The following is a 21,303-nucleotide window of genomic DNA, read 5'->3' on the forward strand; positions in this document are numbered from 1 at the left end:
CCTTAGAATGCGCTGAGTTCGACGGTGGGTTGGCGGGCTTCGGCGTGCAGCGCGCGTTGTCCCAGGGTCAGGTTCCGGATGCGAACGCCCGGATTGGCAAGCACTTCCCCGATGACGGACGTCAGTTCGTCGGCGAGGCCTTGCACCAGGGCCTCGCTGAACCGCCCGGCGTGATAGACGACGCTGATCGCGAGGCCCTCGGCGCGCGGTTCGGCCAGGAACCAGAAGTCCGTCGCGGCTTCCGCGTCCGCGCCCTGCAGGTCGTGGTCCGGCAGTTCGGCGATGTGCACTTGTCCCGCGTAGCGATCGACGGCGCCTTGTCGCTGGTTCTGCAGCGTCAGGCCGATGTCGAAGAGCGGATTGCGCCCCGCAACGCGCTTGATGTGCAGCTCGTCGAGCAAGCGATCCAGCGGATACAGCGGGTGCGAGAACGCTTCGAGGGTGGTGTCCCGCACCCGGGTCAGCAGCGTGTCGAACCGATCGTCGCCGGCGACGCGATCGCGCAGCGCCAGCACGTTCAGGTAGGGGCCGACCTGCGACTCGAGTTCGGGCAGCTCGCGGCCCGCGACCGGCGTGCCGACGACGATGTCCTCCTGGCCGGAACGGCGGTAGAACAGCGCCTTGATCGCGGACAGCAGCGCGATGAACAAGGTCGCGCCGTGGCGCTTGCCGAGCGATTCCAGCGCCGTCGTCTCGGCGGCGGGCAGTTCGAATTGCCAGGATTTCCAGCTCGGCGCGGCCGGCTGCTCGAGGTCGCCCGGCAGTTCCAGCGCGCGCAGGCCGCCGCCCAGCTTGGTCAGCCAGTATTCCTTCATGCGTTCGCCGTCCGGCCCGGCGAGCAGGCGGTTCAGCCAGCCGGCGTAATCCTTGTACTGGATCGGGAGGGCGGGCAACGGATTGTCGCGACGCTGGACGAACGCGTCATAGATCTTCGACAGGTCGTCGAGCAGCACCTCCGTGGACCAGCCGTCGCTCACGATGTGATGCATCGTGCAGATGCAGACGTGACGGACTTCGGAGAGCCTGAGCAGCTTGACGCGGAAGAGCGGACCGGTGGCGAGATCCATCGGCGCGAGCCGTTCGCTCGCATGGATCGACATGGCCTGCGCATCGCGGTCCTCGGCATCCTGCAGATCCACGACCTCGACCGCGAAGGCGGCTTCGCCGGGCGGCAGCACTTGCTGGACCGGCTGATTGCCTGCCAGCACGAAACGCGTGCGCAAGATCTCGTGACGTTCGCTCAACGCGCGGAACGCCCGCACGAGCGCGTCCACGTCCAGCACGCCCTCGAACAGCAGGGACGTGGGCAGCGGCCCGCCGGCTTGCGCCGCAGTGAGGCGATCCTGGACCCACAGCCGCGTCTGGGCGGGAGAGAGTTCGTAGTGCGCCTGCGCCGGCAGCGGCGTCACCGGCGCGTAATCGATCGGCTGCGTATCGGCGATGCGCTTCGCGAGGCTCGAAATGGTGGGGTGCGCGAACAGGCTGCGGATTTCCAGCTTCGCATGCAGATCGCGACGGATGCGCGCGACGACCTTCGTCGCGGAGAGCGAATTGCCGCCCAGCTCGAAGAAATTGGCGGTCGTGCTGATCCGCGCCTTGCCGAGCACTTCCTGCCAGATTGCCGTCAACTGCGCTTCGAGCGCGTTGACGGGCGCAACGTGGTCCAGGCCGTCGCCGGGTTCGGGCAGCCTGGCGCGATCGAGCTTGCCGTTGGGCAGATGCTCGAACGCGGTCACGACGACGAACGAGGAGGGCACCATGTAATCCGGCAGCCGCTGCCGCAGGTGGCCGCGCACCGCTTCGATCAGTTCGGCTTCGGGGTGCGACGAGCGCAACCATGCGACGAGTCGCGCGCCGTCGTCCACGCCGCGCAGCGCCACGACGGCGGCGTCGACCAGCGGGTGCGAAGTCAACGCCGCCTCGATTTCGCCGGGTTCGATGCGCAGGCCGCGCAGCTTGATCTGATGGTCGATGCGGCCGAGGAACTCGATGTTGCCGTCGGGCCGGTAGCGCGCGAGATCGCCGGTGCGATAGAGGCGTGCATGCGGGTCGTTGGAGAACGGATCGGCGATGAACTTCTCGGCGCTCAGTTCGGGCTCGCCGTGGTAGCCGCGGCCGACCGGCGTGCCGCCGATCAGCAGCTCGCCCGCCACGCCGACCGGCGTGGGCTGCAGCTGCGCGTCCACGATGTAGAGGCGGGTGTTGGCGATGGGCCGGCCGATCGGGACGATGCGGTGCGGGTCGTCGCGCCGGCATGCCCAGGCGGTCACGTCGACGGCGGCCTCGGTGGGGCCGTAGAGGTTGAACAGCGAAACGTCGAGGCGCGCGAAGCAACGCTGCTGCAGGTCGAACGGCAGCGCCTCGCCGCTGCACACGACGCGGCGCAGCGACGCGCAGTGCGCGTCGAGGTCCGGATGATCGAGAAAGGCGCGCAGCATCGACGGCACGAAATGGATCGTGGTGATCCGTTCGCGCTCGATGAGTTCGACCAGGTAGTCGGTCTCGCGCTGGCCGCCGGGGCGGGCGAACACGAGGCGCGCGCCGACGGTGAGCGGCCAGAAGAATTCCCAGACCGAGACGTCGAAGCTGAACGGGGTTTTCTGCAGCACGGCATCGTCGGCGTCGAGCGCGTAGGCGTGCTGCATCCAGAGGATGCGGTTGGTGATGGCGCGATGGGTGTTGAGCGCGCCCTTGGGCCTGCCGGTCGAACCGGAGGTGTAGATCATGTAGGCGAGGTTCTCGCCGTTCAGCGCAGGCGCGGGGTTGGACGCGGGCGCGGCATCGAGCTCGAGCGTGTCGCGATCGACGACGATCACGCGGGCGTCGGTGTCGGGCAGCGCGTCAAGCAGATGCTGCTGGGTGAGGAGCCAGCGCAACTGCGCGTTGTCGATCATGAAGCGCACGCGCTCGGCGGGGTACTCGGGGTCGACGGGGACGTAAGCGCCGCCGGCCTTGAGGATCGCGAGCAGCGCGACGATCATGTCGAGCGAACGCTCCATCGCCACGCCGACGAGGGCGTCGGGAACGACGCCGAGCTCGATGAGGCGATGGGCGAGGCGATTGGCGCGCAGGTTGAGTTCGGCATAGGTGAGCGAGGCGTCGTCGCAGACGGCGGCGATGGCGTCGGGCGTGCGCTCGATCTGTTGTTCGAACAGCCGATGCAGCGGCTGCGTGGCGTCGGCGCCGAAATCCGTCTCGGTCCGGTTCCATTCGACGGTCAGCAGGTTCCGCTCCGCATCGCTCAGCAACGGCAGCCGGGCAACGGCAGCCGACGCATCGTCCGTGAGACGCATCAGCAAGGTCCGGTAGATGGCGAGGAAACGTTGCACCGTGCTCGCGTCGAACAGATCGGTGTTGTAGTCGCAATCGATCAGGAGTTCCTGCCCTGCGTCGAGCACGTTGACGTTCAGATCGAACGCGGTATAGCGGATCAGCGGGGCCACGAGGCCGACCGTCAGGCCGGGCAGTTCGGGCAGTGCCGACACGGGTTCGAGGTTGAAGACCGCCGATACCAGCGGCGCGGCGTTGAGATCGCGCTGTGCGCCGATTTCGCGGACCAGCTCGGCGAACGGATAATCCTGGTGCTCGAGCGCATCGAGCAGGTTCTGCCGGGTGCCGGCCAGGAAGCTGGCCACGGTGGCCTGCTCGGGCAGCGTGGAGCGCAGCGGCAGCAGATGCGTGCAGTAGCCGGCGAGGCGATCGCTGCCGGCCACGGAGCGGCCGGTCACCGGGATGCCGGTGACGATCTCCTGCTGGCCGGCGATGCGGTGCAGGAACAGATTGAAGCCCGCGAGCAGCATCATGTAGAGCGTGCAGCCGTTCTGACGGGCGGCGGCGCGCAGCGACCCGGCCTCCGCCGCGTCCAGATGCAGGGACACGCGCTCGCCGTGAAACGTCTTCACCGCGGGCCGCGAGTAGTCCAACGGAAGATTCAGCGGTTCGGCCCGGCGCGCGCATTGCTCGAGCCAGTACGCGCGATTCGCTTTCGTTTCCGGGCTGTGGCGCTGGCCGTCGAGCTGCTTCAGGTACTCGCGGAACTGCAGCGGCGCCGCGGCCGGTGCCGCACCGGCATACGCGCGGGCCAGATCCTCGAGCAGGATGCCGAACGTCGAGCCGTCGCAGATGATGTGATGGGCCGTCATCACCAGCAGGTGACGCTCGCTGTCCAGGCGCACGAGCGCGGCGCGAAACAGCGGACCGTTCACCAGGTCGAACGGCTGGCGGCTTTCGTGGTCCCGCCACGCGTCCTGGTCCGTGTCGATCAGCGGAATCTGGAGTTTCAGCGACGGATGCACGATCTGGCCCGACCCGTCCGGCGTCAACGTGGTGCGCAGCGCCTCGTGCCGATCGACGAGACCCTGGACGGCCGCGCGCATGGCGGCCTCGTCGAGCCGGCCATTCAGTTCGAGGGTGGTGTTGACGTTGTAGGCCAGCGATCCTTCGGGATCGACTTCCGACAGGATCCACAGCTGGCGTTGCGCTTCGCTCAGCGCAGCCACCGTGCCGTGCTTCGAGTGCGGCCGGATGAAACCGCCCCGGCGCAGGTCGGCGACGCTGTCCTTCACCGCCCGGATGAACCGGTCGATATCGGCATCCGTATGCGCGGTGGAGAGGAAGCAGGTGCGCCATTCCCAGATGTAGATGCCCTTTTCGAGCATGTGATAGAAGAACAGGTCGAGGTTCTCGGTGAATTCGAAGCGGAACATCGAGCCGAACCACGTGACCTTGATCGGCGCCTCGGCCTCCGCGAAGAACGCATTCAACGTCTCGGCGATTTGCGCGGTCCGTTCGTTGAGCGCGGCCTGCAGCGCCGGACCTTCCTGTTCGATCTTCTCCAGCACGGCCAGCGCGGCCGCCATCGCGAGCGGATACTGGCAGAACGTGCCGCCGAACGCGGTGCGGTCCGCGGCGGGGAACGAGTGGTCGCCGTAGGTCCACATGCCGCCGTCGATGGCGTCCATGAAGCGGCTGGTGCCGGCGATGACGCCCAGCGGCAGGCCGCCACCGATGATCTTGCCGTACGTCGCGAGATCGGCCCGGATGCCGAACATGGCCTGGGAGCCGCCCGGGTGGACGCGGAAGCCGGTGATCATTTCGTCGAAAATCAGCGCGACGCCGGCCTCCTCGGTGATGCGGCGCAACTCCTTGAGAAACGCGACGGGCTGCAGGGACGGGTTGCGGCTCTGCACCGGCTCCACCATCACGGCGGCGAGGCTCGACGCCATGCCGCGAATGGCCTCGAGCGCGGCGTCGCTGCCGTAGTCGAGCAGGATCATGTTCTCGACCGAACCGAACGGCACGCCGGGGGCGATGGTTTCCGTCACGCCTTCCGCGTTCGCCGCGGCGAGCGTGCCGTCGGCATGGCCGTGATACGAATGCGTGAACATCACGATCTTGTCGCGCCCGGTCACGGCGCGCGCGAGCCGCATGGCGGTCATGACGGCCTCGGTGCCGGTGTTCGAGAACGCCACGCGATCGAGGCCGGTGACGCGGGCAAAGCGCGCGGCCACTTCGCCGACGAGGCTGGAGCGCGCGCCCAGTTCGAGCGGGCGTTGCCATTCGCGGGTGACCTGCTGCTGGATGAAGTCCGGCGTGTGACCGAACAGATGCACGCCGAAGCCCATCGTGAAATCGATGTACTCGTTGCCGTCGATATCCCACAGCCGCGAACCGGCCGCGCGATCGCCGACGATCGGATACAGCATCTCCTTGGTCGAAAAGCGGAAGCCGACCGTGGCACGGCTGTCGGCCAGCACCGGGCGGGACGCCTGCACCGAGTCCTTCGATTTCCGGGTGCGCGTCGTGTAGCGCACGATCAGCGCTTCGAGATGCTCCTGCTGCACGGCGGACAAGCCGCGCGCCCGCTGTTCGACCGGGCTGCCCCACGGCATCATCGGCTTGGACGGTCGATTGTCCGCCGCGGCCGCAGCTGCAGGCGCGGGCGCGGGCTTCGTTGCGGACGCGGCGGCCGGGACCGCGATCGCGGCCGTGGGTGCGACGCTCGCCGTGCTCGCGACGGCTTGTGCGGCGAGCGTCGTCGGCCGGACGCCGGCCTGGCCGGTCAGCGACGTGTGCAGCAGTTCCATCTGCTGGCTCATCACGCGGGACAGCAGCTGATTCTGCTCCCGCAACACGCGCTCGACCGTGGAGCCGCCTTCGGCCGCCACCCATTCCGCCGGGGCGGCGGCGAGCGGCGCAAGCACCTCCGCAGACTGCGCGACCGCGACCGCCGCCGTGGACGGCCCTGCGACGGACTCGGCCTCGGACGGCGCGGCGGCCGCCGGCAGATTGTCCGCGACATACTCGGCGAGCGCCTGCACCGTCGCCAGGTCTTCGAAGAAGCGGCGCATGGCCAGCTTCACGCCGTACTGCTTCTCGATGTGCCGGATGGCCTCGATCAGCACGATCGAGTCGGCGCCCATCTCCAGGAACGGCAGGTCGATGTTGATGGTGGCGGGATCGGCCTGGATCAATTCGCCGATCTTGCCGCGAAGCCATTCGAGAACCTCGCCGCTACGGTTGTGCGCCGGCGTGGCGGCGATGGGTGATGCGATTGTCTGAGTCATGGACGTGTCCGCTTTCTGGAACCAGGTACGGCTGCGTTGGAAGGGATAGGACGGCAATGCGACGCGCGTGGGCGCGGGTGTTTCGGTCGAGGCCCAATCGACATCGACGCCGCGGGCATACAGGCTCGACAGCGTTTCGACCAGCGCTTGCTGCTCGACTTGCGGCCGCTGCAGGCCAAGGAACTGGATCCCGGCGTCCGGCGCACAGCACGCGCGGGCCAGGTTGACGAGCACCGGCTTGGGGCCGATTTCTACCAGCACGTTGAAACCGGCTTCGGCGAGGCGCTCGACGCTGCTCGCGAACTGCACCGGCTCCCGGCAGTGACGGCGCCAGTACGCGTCGGTGGGCGCCTCGTCCATCACGGCGCCCGTGAGATTCGAATAGAACGGGATCGCCGGGCGCGCGACGCGCACGGCTTTCGCCACGGCCTGGAAGCGGTCCAGCATCGGCTCGACCAGCGGCGAGTGGAACGCGTGCGACGTATTGAGCATCACGGACCGGATGTCCTGCGCAGCGAACGCGTCGACCAGCATCGCGATACGCTCGCGCTTGCCGGAGATCACGATGCTCGCCGGACCGTTGACGGCCGCCACCGCGACGTCGTGCGGATAGGCCTTGATCGCGCGCTCGACCGTCGCGAGGTCGGTGAAAATGGCCGCCATCTCGCCGTCGCGGGGCAACGCCTGCATCAGCCGGCCGCGTTCGGCGATCAGCCGCAGGCCGTCTTCCGGCGAGAAGACGCCGGCCGCGCAAGCCGCCGCGTACTCGCCGACGCTGTGGCCCATCACGGCGTCGGGCACCACGCCGAACGACGCCAGCAACGTGGTGAGCGCGAACTGCAGCGAGAACAGGGCCGGCTGGCTGTAGCCGGTCTGGTGGATCTCCTCGCCCTGGGCGGACAGCACCTCGAGCAACGGTTTGTCGAGCAGCGGATCGGCCACCGCGCGGCAGCGGTCGATGGCGTCGCGGAACACCGGATACGCGTCGTACAGACGGCGGCCCATGCCGGCGTATTGCGAGCCCTGGCCGGTGAACAGGAATGCCATCTTCACGCGGGGGGCGGGCCGCGCCGCGCCGGCGGGTTCCTTCGCCTGGAATGCGCGCAGCTTGTCGATGGCGTCCTCGAGCGACGTCACCGGCAGCGCCAGCCGATGCGCGAAATGCGAGCGGCCGGTCGCCGCCGAAAACGCCACGGCCGCGATATCGAGACCGGGTTCGGCTTCGAGCCGCCGCTGATAGCGCCCGGCAAGCTCTCGCAATGCCGCCGGCGTCTTGGCCGACAGCACCAGCGGATGCACCTTGTGTTTCGACGGCGTCGCCGGCCGCGCCGGCGCGGGCGCTTCTTCCAGCACCAGGTGGGCATTGGTGCCGCTCGCGCCGAACGCGCTGACGCCGGCTCGCCGTGGCCGCTCGCCGCGCGGCCACGCGCTCGCCTCGGCGCAGATCTCGAGCGGCAGCGCGTCCCACTGCACCAGCGGGCTCGGGTGGCGGAAATGCAGGTGGGCGGGAAGGCGGTCGTGGTTCAGCGACAGCACGACCTTGATGACCCCCGCGATGCCGGCGGCGGATTCCGTGTGGCCGATGTTGGTTTTCACCGAGCCGACGCGCAGCCGCCGGCCCCCGTCGCGGCCTTCGCCGAACACCGTCGCCAGTGCCTGCACCTCGACGGGATCGCCCAGCGGGGTGCCGGTGCCGTGCGCTTCCACGTAATCGATGGACGCGGCGGGAAGCCCGCCCAGCGCCTGGCGGATCACGGCTTCCTGCGCGCGTCCGTTCGGCGCGGTAAAGCCGCTCGACGCGCCGTCGTGGTTGACGGCCGAGCCACGCAGCACGGCCAGCACGCGATCGCCCGCGGCAAGCGCATCGGACAGGCGCTTGAGCACCAGCGCGCCGCAGCCTTCGCTGCGCACGAAGCCGTCCGCCGCCGCGTCGAAGGTCTTGCAGCGGCCGTCGGGCGCCAGCGCCCGCGTGCGCGAGACGGCGATGGAGTTGTCCGGCGACAGGATCAGATTGACGCCGCCCGCGATCGCGAGATCGCACTCGCCGGTGCGCAGATTCTGGCTGGCGGTATGGATCGCGGTGAGCGACGACGAGCAGGCGGTGTCGATCGCCATGCTCGGCCCCTGCACGCCCAGCCCATAGGAGATGCGGCCGGCCGCCGTGTTGAGCGGATTGCCGGTGAAGAAATAGCCGTCGATGCCGCTGCCGCCGCCGTTGCGAAGCTGCAGGTTCGCGTAATCGTTGGTGGTGATGCCGACGAAGACGCCGGTCCGGCTGCCCTTGAGACTGTCGACGGGAATGCCGGCATGCTCCAGCGCTTCATGACTGACTTCGAGCAACAGGCGCTGCTGCGGGTCCATCGCGGCTGCTTCGCGCGGCGTGATGCGGAAAAAGGCCGGATCGAACTGATCGACGTCGTCGAGAAAACCGCCGAAGCGGCAGTACATGCGCCCCGGCGCTTCCGGATCGGGATCGTAGTACGCGTCGACATCCCAGCGCTCGCGCGGCACTTCGGAGATCGCATCCACCCCGTCGTTCAGCAGCCGCCAATAGGCGTCGAGATCGTGCGCGGCGCCCGGAAACCGGCAACTCATGCCGACGATGGCGATCGGTTCCGGCGTGCCGGCCTCGCGGGCCTCGATGGCCGGCGCGACCGCCCGCGGCTGCGCCGGCACGGCCTGCGTCGGCGCCGCGTGCGCGTCCGGCGCCGTGCCGGACGACTGCTCCGCCAGGAAATCCGCGAGGGCGTTGACCGTCGGATGATCGAACAACAGCGCGACCGACAACGGGATGCCCAGCGCCTTTTCGAGGTGCGTGCGCACGTCCAGCGCCATCAGCGAATCCATGCCCATCTCGAAGAAGCCGAGGTCGCGATCCAGCGTCCCCGCTCCGTAGCCGAGCACCTGGGCAACCGCGCGATCGATGCTGTCCGCCAGCAGGCGCTTTCGCTCGCGCGGCGATGAGCCGCTCAACGCCGGCATCGCCGGCGCGCCCGGCGGGCTTCCACCCACCCGCACGCGGTCGAGGAACGGCTTGGGTCCGCGCGCCTCGTAGGAGCCCTGGAACAGCGCCAGGTCGATATCGACGACCGCCACCTGGGGCACGGCGGGGAGGTGATCCAGCACGTCGAGCGCACGATCCGCCGCCAGCGAACGGATGCCGACACGCCGCAGCAGTGCTTCCGCCTCGGGGAACGTCATGCCGCCTTGCGCCCAGGGCCCCCAGTTCACGCTCAGGGCCGGCAGGCCCCGGCTGCGGCGATGATGCGCGAGCGCGTCGAGGAATCGATTCGCGGCACTGTAGTGCGCCTGCTCACGCGAACCCCACGCGGACGCGATCGACGAGAACAGGATGAAGAAATCGAGCGGGAAGTGCTCGCTTTGCTGATGGAGCAGCCACGCGCCGGCGACCTTGGGTTGCAGGACCGCGTCGAGCTCCTCGCGCTCGACCTGCATGATCGGCTTGTAGCCGACGATGCCGGCCGCATGCACGATGCCCCGCAGCGGCACGCCGTCGCGCCGGAGCGCGGCGAAAAAATCGGCGACCGCCACCGGGTCGGCGATATCGAGGCGCTCGCAGCGCAGCGACACGTTCCGCTCGCGCAGCTCGGCGATCGCCCGCCGGCTCTCGTCGCTCGCGGCGCCTTGCCGGCCGACCAGGATCAGCGTGCCTGCCCCGCGCGCCGCCAGCCACCGGGCGGTGTGCAGCCCGAGCGCGCCGAACCCGCCGGTGATCAGGTAGGCCGCGTCCGGTTCGACCCGCAGCGCGGCCGTTTCGGCTTGCGCGAGCGGGCTCAGGCGCGCGGCATGGCGCGCGCCGTGCCGCAACGCCACCTGTTCTTCGCGGCTCTCGCCGAGCATCTCCTGAAGCAGCGCCTGCGTCTCGTCTTCCGGCGCGGCCGGATCGAGATCGATCGCGGTTCCGAACCATTCCGGATGCTCGATCATCGCCCCGCGTGCCAGGCCCGACAGCGCAGCCTGTGCGAACCCCGACACGTGCGGCGCTGCGCCGGCTTCCACCGCGTCGCGCGTGACTACCCAGATCCTGGGCCGGGTCGAAGGCGTCCACTCGCGCTCGCTGCCGACCAGCGCATGCACGAGATGCAGCAGGGCAGTGGACATGCGCGTCTCGCCGACGGCTTCGTCCAGCGCCCATAGAAAGACGATGCGCTGGCCGGGGGCGGCGGTCTCGTTCAGCAAGCGGACGAAATCGTCCGGCCGCTCGGGCGCGATCTGCCGGCCCGCTTCCGCGCCGGCGCCATGGTCAGGGCCGGGGCGCACCAGCGAGCAGGATGCGCCGCGCTCCCGCAGCAGCGCCGCGAGCCGCTCGCCGACACCGCTCTCGTCCGCGAAGATCAGCCACGGCGACGCGTCGGCGGCGAACCGGGCCGCCGGCAACGCGGCTTGCGGCTCCCACACCACGTGATAGAGCGGGTGTGCGGTCGGGGCGGCGGTTGCGGCGGGGGCGAACGCAGTCCTGAGCAGGTCCGGAAAGGCGTTCAGCACGTCCTCCGAGTACTTGCCTGACGACTTGAGGTGCCGCAACGCTTCGTCGATGCTGCCGGCATCCATGCCGACGATCGGCGACTGGATCTGCTCCAGGCTGAAGCGCTGCCGCTCGAACGGGTAGTTCGGCAGGGTCGTGGCGGGCTGGGCGGGCGCCGGGAACAGCGCGCTCCAGTCGAACTGCCAGCCCTGCACGTACCGCACCGCGAGTGCGCGCTCCAGTGCATCGCCGGCGCATGGCGGCGGCAGCCAGCCGTCGACGAGCCCCTCCGGCGCGTCGGCTTGCTCCGACGCCCCGGCAAGCTGCAGCCAGTACTGCGGATGCGTCACCTCGTCGGTCACTTCGGCACCGAGGCAGCCGGAGATCAGGCGGACCGACGGCCGTGCGAGCGGCGTGTCCTGAAGTGCGGCGCGCAACGCTTCGGCATCCGACCGGGCGGCCACGAGGCGCAGCGCGTCGGCAACGCTCACGACGCCCGCCACGCAGGCCGCGACATATTCGCCGACGCCGTGGCCCGACACGACGGACGGGTGGATGCCCCATCCCTTCCACAGTTCCGCCCACGCGAACTGGATCGCGAAGCGGCCCGCGTCGGTATCGAGTGCCTCCAGCGGCACCGAGCAACGCGCGAACGCGTCGCGGAACAGCGGTTCCGACGCGTGGAGCTCGCGCGCGACGCCGGTGTCCGGCGCGCTGAAACTGAAGCCCATGCGCAACGGCTTGCCCGTGCGCGCCGCGGCCGCCGACGCTTCCCTCACGCCCGACACATAGGCCGCGCGAAACGGATAGTGACTCCGTCCGGTGGCCGCGGCGCGGCAGATGGCGGCCAGCTCCCGCGGCGTCGCGCCGGCGATCGCGCGCTCGTAGCGTTGCGCGAGCGCCGCCAGCGCCGCTTCGGATTTGGCCGACAGCAGCAGCAGCCCGCGCTGCGCTGCGTGCGCCGGCGCGACGGGCGGTTCCTCGACGATCGCGTGGGCATTGGTGCCGCTGAATCCGAACGCGCTCACCCCGGCGATTCGCCTGCGTTCCCCGCGCCGCCACGCGACCGGATCGGCCGCGACGCGGATCGGGATGTCCTGCCACGGCGTATGCGGATTGGGCTGCGTGAAATGCAGGTGCGCCGGAATCCGGTCGTGCTCGAACGACAGCAGGACCTTGATCAGGCCGGCGATGCCGGAGGCCGATTCCAGATGCCCGATATTGGTCTTGACCGAACCGATCACGAGCGGCTCGGTCGCCGCGCGCCCGGGGCCGTAGACGCCGGCCAGCGCTTCGACCTCGATCGGGTCGCCGAGGGACGTCCCGGTACCGTGGGCCTCGACATAGGAGACGTCGCCGGGCGCGAGGCCGGCCTGGTTCAGTGCGCGGCGGATCACCCGTTCCTGCGAATCGCGGCTCGGAACGGTCAGCCCGCCGCCCGCGCCGCCCTGGTCGACCGCCGTGCCGCGCACGATGCCGAGCACCCGGTCGCCGTCGGCGAGCGCGTCGGCGAGGCGCTTGAGCACCACCATGCCGCACCCTTCGCCGCGCACATAGCCGTCCGCCGCCGCGTCGAAGGTCTTGCAGCGTCCGTCCGGCGACAGCATGCGCGCTTGCGAGAAACTGACCATCACCTCGGGCGACAGCATCAGGTTGACGCCGCCCGCGAGCGCCATGTTGCTTTCCCGCGAGCGCAGGCTTTCGCAGGCCAGGTGCAGGCAGACCAGCGACGACGAGCAGGCGGTATCGATCGCCATGCTCGGGCCGGTGAGGCCCAGCACGAACGACAGCCGGCCCGCGGCCATGTTCAGCGCGCTGCCCGTGCCGGCGTAGCTGCTCGACGGCATCGACGCATTGGACACCTGGATCGCATGATCGAAGCAGGTAATGCCGACGTACACGCCCGTGGCGGACTGCCGGAAGCGCTCGGGCGCGAGATGGGCGTTCTCGAGCGCCTCCCAGGCCACTTCGAGCAGGAGCCGTTGCTGCGGATCGAGGTAGGTCGCTTCGCGCGGCGCGATCCCGAAGAACGCCGCGTCGAATTGATCCACACGTTCGAGAAAGGCGCCGTGGCGGGTCGCCATCTTGCCGGGCGTGGACGGATCGGGGTCGTAATAGCGATCGATGTCCCAGCGTTCGCCCGGCACTTCGGTGACGGCATCGCGCGCGTCGTCGAGCAACTGCCAGAACGCGTCCGGCGTATCGCTGCGGCCGGGGAAGCGGCAAGCCATGCCGATGACGGCGATCGGCTCGTTGCGGTCCGAACGCAGCGCCGCGATTTCCGCGCGCCGCAGGCGCAGTTCGTCGAGCGCGGCTTTCAGTGCATGCGTGGCCTTGGCGTTCATTGGGCGCCGATCTCCTGGGCAATCAGTTCGGAAAGGTCGTCCTCGTCGAGGTCGTCGGATGCTTTATCGACGACAGGCGCGGGGAGCGACGGCGACAGTTCGTCGAGAACGAACCGGGCGAGCGTTTGCAGGTTCGGATAGGAAAAGAACAGCGTCGCGCGAAACGGCCTTCCGAACACCTTGGTGAGGCGGTCGGTCAGTTCGAGCGCGATCAGCGAATCCAGGCCGAGATCGAGCAGCGATTGCTCGGGCGCAATGGCGTCGGGGCCGGAGAGCCGCAGCGTCTCGGCCAGCATCTTCGCGAGCGTGTCGGTGATGAGCTCGATCCGCTCGCGCGGCGGGCACGCATGCAGCTGGCGCAGCAATGCCGTCTCTTGCTGCGCAGGCTGCGCGGCCGGTTGCGCCAGTTCGGAAAACAGCGCCGACCCGGCGGCCGGCGCATCGACCCGGAACAGGGTCGGCCAGTCGATGCGCGCCACCCCGGACTGGGCGACGCCCGACGCCATCAGCCGTTCCAGCGTCGCGATGGCCAGTTCGGGCGGCAGCGTGCCGACGCCGAGCGCAGCCAGTTGTTCGTGCGCGCGCCGTCCGTAGTCGGTGGCGGCATGGCCGATGTCCGCCCACGGCCCCCAATTGACGCTGAGCCCCGGTTTCCCCTGCGCGCGCCGATGCTGCGCGAGGGCGTCGAGGAAGCTGTTCGCCGCCGCGTAGTTGCCCTGGCCCGGCATGGTGATCAGCGCGGCCATCGACGAGAACAGGACGAAATGGTCGAGCGGCAAGTCGGCCGTCAGCTCGTGCAGATACCAGGCGCCGTCGGCCTTGCCGCTTCCGGCGCGATGGAAGAAGTCGTCGTCCTGGCGCGTCAGCAGCGCATCGTCGAGCGCGCCGGCGAGGTGAAATACCCCCTTGAGCGGCGGCATCGAACGCGCGATTTCGCCGAGCGCTTGCGCGACGTCCTCGCGACGCGACAGGTCGGCGCGAACGAACTGCGCGTCGAGCGTCCGCAGGATTTTCTCGGCTGCCGGGGAGGGCGCGCCGCGCCCGAGCAGTACGACTTTGCCGGCGCCGTTGGCGGCGAGCCAGGACGCGAGCCGCAGGCCGAGCCCGCCGAGCCCGCCGGTCACCAGATAGGTCGCGTCATGGTGGAACCTGATCGGACGGTGGCTGACGAATTCGCGATCGTCGCGGGCGATACGCGCGACGTAGCGCTGTCCGCGGCGAAACGCGATCATGTCTTCACGGCCGCCGGCCTGTACCGCTTGCACGATGTGCGCCGCTGACGGCTGTGCGGGATCGAGGTCGACCAGCCCGCCCCACATCGCCGCGTGCTCCACGGCGATCGCGCGGCCCAATCCCCACAGGGGGGCCTGCGCGACGGCGGTCGATTCGCCGTCCAGCACATTCATCGCACCCGACGTCACCAGCCACAGACGCGCCTGCCGGGCTGCCGGTGCGCGTGACGCGAGCGCCCTGACCAGTTGCAGCACGCTCGCGCTGGCACGTCGTCTCGATTCGATGTCGGCGGGCGCGAGATCGAGACTCCACAGGTGAATGACGCCCTTCAGCGGCCGGTCGAGCGCGGGCAGTTCCGGCGTCGCGTCGGCGAAGCGCAGCGTGCACGTATCGCCGGCGCTCTCCAGCAGGCCGGACAGTTGCGCGCCGACGCCGCCACGGTCCGCGAGAATCAGCCACTCGCCCTGCGCCGAACCGCCGGTTGCCGCGTCGACGCTCGACGGTCTCCAGACGCGCCGATAAAGCAGCGCGGACAAGTCGTGCCGCTCGACGGTTCGCCCGGAACGCACATGCTGCAACCGCAGCGCATTGATCTCGATCAGCAGTCGCCCGGCGAGGTCGTGGACGCGGATATCGCCCTCCAGCGCGCCTTGCCCGCTCGGCTTGCGCAGCGTGGCGTGACTCCACGCATCTGCTGACGACAGCGGCTGATGAACCCGTACCGCGCCGATCGAACTGGGCAGGTACAGGTCGCCCGCCTCCAGCGCGTCCGGATCGATGGCGGCGGCGAGCACGCGGCTGCACGCGTCGAGAAAAGCGGGGTGCACCTGGTATTGCGACGATGCCAGCGCGTCCGCCGGCAGGCTGATTTTCCCCAGCGCCTCGCCGGCCGTGCGCCAGATCTGCTGGATTGCGTTGAACACGCCGTCGATCTGCACGCCGTGCTGCCGGATTTCGCCATTGAAGTCGGCGCCCGAAGTCGTTTCGGTGCAGCGGGCCTGCACCGCAGCGGCATCGAATCTCGTCGGCGCGGCGGATCGCCTGGGGGCGCACATCTCCCGTAGTCGACGCAACTGCGGAAGATTGCCGAGGATCAGCTCGACCGGCGGACCGAAATCGAGCAGGCAGGCCACTTCGTCCACGCCGATCGACTCGAGATCCCGCACCAGTTCGACGCAGGTTTCCGGCGTGCCGATGAGGCCGCGCGATTGCGCGAAGCGTTCATAGAGAAACTCGACGAACTCGTCCAGTTCGCGCGCGCCCATCGCGCGCACGTCCACCGACTGGCCGCGGCTCTGCGCCAGCCCGTTCAACAGCCCGATATTGCTGCGGATGTAGTTGCAGAACGGCGCGCGCGCCTGCTCGCGCACCCGCGCCGCATCGTCGCCGACGAACGTGTGCAGCATCACGGACACGGTGCCGGCCGCCGGATCGAAGCCATGCTTTGCGCGCGCGTCGCGGTAGAGGGCGATCTTGTGCGCGAGCTGGTCCCGATCCTGGTCGAGCACGTGGGTCAGCAGGTTGGCGCCGACTTCGCCGGCGCGCACGAAGGTCTGCGGATTGCTCGCGGCAGTCACCCAGACGGGCAGTTCCGGCTGCACCGGCGTCGGATAGATGCGCAACTGCACCGGCTTGCCGACGCCGTTCTTCGCATCCAGCGACCCGCCGCGCCACAGATGCTGGACGGCGCGCATCGTGGTCAGCATGTCGTCCTGCCGGGTCGCGTATTTGTCCGGCGCGAACACGAAGTCGTCCGGATTCCATCCGGACGCGAACGACACGCCCACGCGGCCGTTCGACAGGTTGTCCACCATGGACCATTCTTCCGCGATCCGGATCGGGTTGTGCAGCGCTGCGACCACGCTGCCCGCGACCAGCTTCACGCGTCGGGTGGCAGCGGCAAGCGCGGCGTGCAGGACAGCGGGATTCGGGTACAGCGAGCCGAATTCGGTGAAATGGCGCTCCGGCACCCAGACGCTGGAAAACCCGTTCGCATCGGCGAAACGCGCGCTTTCCATCACGAGCTGGTACTTGTTGCCGGACAGCGCTTCTTCACTGCTGGCGAAGAACATCAGGCCGAATTTCATGCGTGGCTCCGATCCGATTCGTGAATTTCGGCACTCGCGCACATCTGCCATGTCGCGGCGGCGCTGGTGTCCTCGATCCGGTGATAGACAGCAAACGAAAACGGTCCCCAGGACTGGCGACTCAGCACGGTCTGCACGGTGCACGATTCATGCGGATGCAGCGGCAACGGCGCATGCAGTGCGAGGTCCTTCAACGTGGTATGGCTGGCGGCGCCGATTTCCGAGGTCGCCGCCAGCGCCATTTCCACATAGGCGGAATAGGGCAGCACGGGCGATCCCTTGACGCGATGACCGCTGAGAAAGGTGGTTGCCGGAGCGTCAAGACGCGACTGCCAGATCCACGTGGCCGGCGAATGCGCGTGCGGCTCCATGAGGCGCCCGAGCAACGGATGCCGAGGCGCGCGTGGACTGATCCAGAAGCCGCGACGCTCGAACGGGTAGGTCGGCAGGGCGAGCCGGCGGCGCGGGGCGTCCTGCTCCACGGCATCCCAGTTGATGGACGCGCCGCGTATGTAGAGCTCGGCGAGCGTGTGCAGGATCGTGTCCCACGCGGCCGTATGCGCGCCGATTTCGATCACGATGCCGGGGTTTCCCGCCGCACCGCCGTCCGGCACCTGCGGCACGCCCGCCAGCGAGGCTGCGGCGCGATGCCCGTCGCCCGTGCTGCTGACGGCGTCCGGCGTAATGCCGAAGGACATCCACAGTTGCGCGAGCGCGCGCTGGAATGCCGTGAACCCGGCTTCGGTGGAGACGTGCCCGGGCGCGTCGGATGCGTCGGATTGCTGCTGCATCAGCGCGCCGAAGGCGGGGCTGGCTGAACGCAATTGCCGAACCGCGTCGGCGCTGCCGCCGTCGTCGGCGCAAAAGTGGAAGGTCACCGCAGGCGGTGTTTCGGCGGGCTCGCCGGCCGAAACGGCGTCCAGTTGCGAACGCAACGTATCGAGACTCGATGCGACGATGGCCGCTCGCCGCGTGAAGTGGGTGCGCCCGGTATTTGCCGTGAACGCGACATCCCGCACATGGACCTCGGGATGGGCGTCGAGATACGCCGCATAGGACGCCGCCAGCGCTTGCAACGCTTCGGGCGTGCGCGCGGAGAGCGTCACGACGCGCGCCGCGGGCGCCGCCGAGTCGGCTTCGATCCCCCCGGGCCGTGGGGCTTCGGACAGGATCATGTGCGCATTGGTGCCGCCGAAGCCGAACGAACTCACGCCGGCCATGCGCGGCCCGTGTTCCGAATGCCAGGGCGTGACCTGCTGCGGAATACGGAAGGGCGTGCCGTCGAGCGCGATTTGAGGATTGATCGACCGGAAATGGAGGTTCGGCGGAATGGCACGATGGTGTAGCGCAAGGGCGGTCTTGATCAGGCTGGCGATGCCCGCCGCCGACTCCAGATGGCCGATGTTGGTCTTGACCGAACCGATCCAGCAGTGATCGTCCGGCCGACGAGATTCGCTGAGGACCGCCGCCAGCGAGTTCAACTCGATCGGGTCTCCGAGCGGCGTTCCCGTACCGTGCGCTTCGACGAAGCCGATGTCCTGCGCGCGTACGCCGGCATCGCGCAGCGCACTGCGAATCACGGCCTGCTGGGCCGGGCCATTGGGCGCGGTCAGGCCATTGCTGCGTCCATCCTGATTCACCGCGGAGCCGCGGATCACGGCGAACACGGTGTCGCCGTTCTCGAGCGCATCGTCGAGCCGCTTGAGCAGCACCATGCCCACGCCTTCGCCGCGCACATAGCCGTTGGCTGCCGCATCGAACGCCTTGCATCGGCCGTCCGGCGAAAGCATGCCCGATTGCGTGAACGAGGCGCTCAATTGCGGCGCCAGAATCAGGTTGACCCCGCCGGCAAGCGCCGCATCGGACTCGCCGCGCTGCAGCGCGCGGCACGCCTGATGAACCGCGACGAGCGAGGACGAACACGCGGTATCGACCGCCCAGCTCGGGCCGCGCAAATCGAGCGTGTAGGAAATGCGGTTGGCGGCGACGCTGAGCGCATTGCCGGTCGCGACATAAGGGCCGACATCCGCGACTTCTTCCTGCGCCAGACGGATGTAGTCCGAATTGCTGATGCCCACGATGACCGCGGTGCGTCCGCCGGCGAGACTCCGGGGCGCGATCCCCGCATGCTCGAGCGTCTCCCACGCAACCTCGAGAAGCAGACGCTGTTGCGGATCCATCGATTCGGCTTCGCGGGCGCTGATGCCGAAGAACGCCGCATCGAACAGATCGACCTGTTCCAGCAGTCCGGTGGGCGGAAGGTCGCCGGCGCGCCGCTGCGACGCGCCGACCGCGTCCCGGCCCTCCTGCAGAAGCTGCCAGAATGCGTCGGGATGACTGGCGCCGGGGAAACGGCATCCCATGCCGACGATCGCGATATCCGCGCGTGCTTCGGCCGAACCGGGCGCCTGGTCCGGCATGGCATTCCCGGTGCCGCTCAAATGGCGCGCGAGCAGGGCAATACTCGGAAAATCGTAGACGACGGTGGGGGAAACCGGCAGCCCGAGCCAGTCCTGCAACTCGCCCGAGAGCATGATGGCGTCCTTCGAATCGAGCCCATAGATGCTGAACGGCGCGTCGGGGTCGATATTGCCGGAATCGATTCCCGACAGACGAGAGACACGCTCGACGCACCATTGCACCAGCGCTTGCGTGTCGCGTGCCGCGGCGGTGGAGGGCGCGACCTCCGGGGAAAACGAACGCCGCCACTCGCCCGCGATCGCGAGCCCCTGTTCATCGAGGAATGCCTGTCTGATTCGGCTCCTCTGGATTTTTCCGCTGGACGTGCGCAGGATCGTGGCGGGCTTCAACAGGATCGCCGCATACAGATCGACGTCGTGCTCTTCGGCGAGCTTGCGCCGGATCTCCGCGGCGACGGCTTCGGCGTTCAGGGTGTTGAGCGCTTCCCGGCGCACTTCGCATGCGATAACGACCCGCTCCACGTCATCGACGTTAATCGAGAAAGCCGCCGACGCGTTGGGCGACAGCGCGGGGTGGCTTCCTTCGGCGGATTGCTCGAGATCCTGCGGGTAGTGATTGCGGCCGGCGACGATGATGAGGTCTTTCAAACGGCCGGTGACGAAGAGGTTATCGCCATCGACGAAGCCGAGATCGCCGGTGCGCAGGTAACGCGCGTCATCGCCATCCAGCTTCGCGCGAAAGGTGCGCTCCGTTTCCTCGACGCGGTTCCAGTAGCCGACGCCGACGCTCGGGCCCGTCAACCAGATTTCGCCGATCCGGTCGGGCGGGCAGCGCTCACCGGTATCCGGATTCACGATCTGCAGGCGGTGCTCCGCCCAGGTCCGACCGCATGAGACCAGCGCGTGGCGCTTGCCGCGGTCGCTTCTCGTCGCCACGCCTCGTGCCAGGTCGTCGGCGTGGTAGTCCGCCACGAGCGGCAGCGAGCGTGCCGGCTGACCGGAGATGAACAAGGTCGCCTCGGCCATGCCGTAGACCGGGCGCATGGTTTGCGCGTGGAAGCCGCACGCGGCGAATGCGCGCGAAAAACGTGCCACCGACTCCGCGCGCACCGGTTCAGCGCCGTTGAATGCCACCCGCCAGCTGCTCAGATCCAGTTGCGCGCGGGCTTCATCGGATATTTTGCGCGCGCACAGGTCATACGCGAAATCCGGAGCGGCGCAATGCGTGCCGCGATACTTCGTGATTGCCTGCAGCCAGCGGATGGGCTTCTGCACGAACGCCGCGGGCGCCATCAGCACCGACAGCACACCGAGATAGATCGGCAGCAGCACCTTCCCGAAAAACCCCATGTCGTGAAACACCGGGAGCCAGCTGACGAACACCGTCGACGCATCGGCATCGCTCGCCTCGGCGATGACCGCCATATTGCTCAGGATGTTCGCGTGGCTGATCATCACGCCTTTTGGCGTACCGGTGGAGCCTGACGTGTATTGCAGAAGCGCCAGCGTCTGCGGCGTGATTTCCGGTGCGCGCCATTGTTCGGCCGGTGCGTCGAAGCTCTGGTCCGTCGCCAGGATCTTCAGTTCCAGCGTGTCGGAATAGCCGTCCGCGCGATGCACCATGCCGTCGAGCGTGGCTGCGTCGGTCAGCGCGACGACCGGCCCGGCGTCGGCGACGATGGCCTTGAGACGATCCGCGGGACGATGCCTGCGCGGAGGATAGGCAGGCACGCCGATCAGGCCGGCGTACAGGCATCCCACCCATGCGCAGATGAATTCCAGTCCGGGCGGATAGACCAGCAGGACGCGATCGCCCGGTTGCGCCATGCCTTGCAGCCTGGCGGCGATGCCGCGAGCCCGCTTGTCCAGGTCGCCGAACGTGAGTCGAGTCAGTTCCGATTCGCCGTTCTCGAGAAAAATGAATGCCGTCTTCTCCGGTTCGACCTTGCCGCGAAATATCAATATTTCCGTAACAGTCCTGAATTTTGTATCGGGAAGCATGCTCAACCTTCGTTGTCTGCCAAACGTTGAATTCATCAGGACCATTTGCGGCGATCCCGCCAAGCTTGCTTGTTGAATTGGATGGTATTGAAATTAGAGCATCGCTCTAATCCGACGTCTGCCCCGTAATCCATGGACATGGCGTTTCGCGCACTTGATCAATAT

General features: G+C 68.5%; 3 protein-coding genes. All 3 read right to left on the reverse strand.

Features of this window, described 5'->3' with window-relative positions; translation table 11 throughout:
* Positions 1-2 precede the first annotated feature (2 nt).
* From ACPUER_RS11305 to ACPUER_RS11315, 3 genes are read right to left on the reverse strand one after another with little or no spacing between them, the layout of a single operon-like run.
* The gene (locus ACPUER_RS11305) at positions 3-13,397 is read right to left on the reverse strand and encodes an amino acid adenylation domain-containing protein (RefSeq protein WP_425131099.1); all 13,395 of its coding nucleotides are present in this window, start codon (positions 13,395-13,397) and stop codon (positions 3-5) included.
* Positions 13,394-16,717 carry a type I polyketide synthase gene (locus ACPUER_RS11310; protein ID WP_425131100.1) on the reverse strand — a complete coding sequence of 1,108 codons (3,324 nt, stop codon included), beginning with the start codon at positions 16,715-16,717 and terminating at the stop codon, positions 13,394-13,396. The genes ACPUER_RS11305 and ACPUER_RS11310 overlap by 4 nt, the downstream gene beginning before the upstream one ends.
* Positions 16,714-21,138, reverse strand: coding sequence for a beta-ketoacyl synthase N-terminal-like domain-containing protein (locus ACPUER_RS11315; RefSeq protein WP_425131101.1), 4,425 nt, complete (start codon positions 21,136-21,138; stop codon positions 16,714-16,716). Before ACPUER_RS11315 ends, ACPUER_RS11310 begins: the two co-directional genes overlap by 4 nt.
* Between the last annotated feature and the right edge of the window lie 165 nt (positions 21,139-21,303).

It is taken from the genome of Burkholderia sp. DN3021 (assembly GCF_049805555.1).
GTDB classification, from domain to species: Bacteria; Pseudomonadota; Gammaproteobacteria; order Burkholderiales; family Burkholderiaceae; genus Burkholderia; species Burkholderia pyrrocinia_C.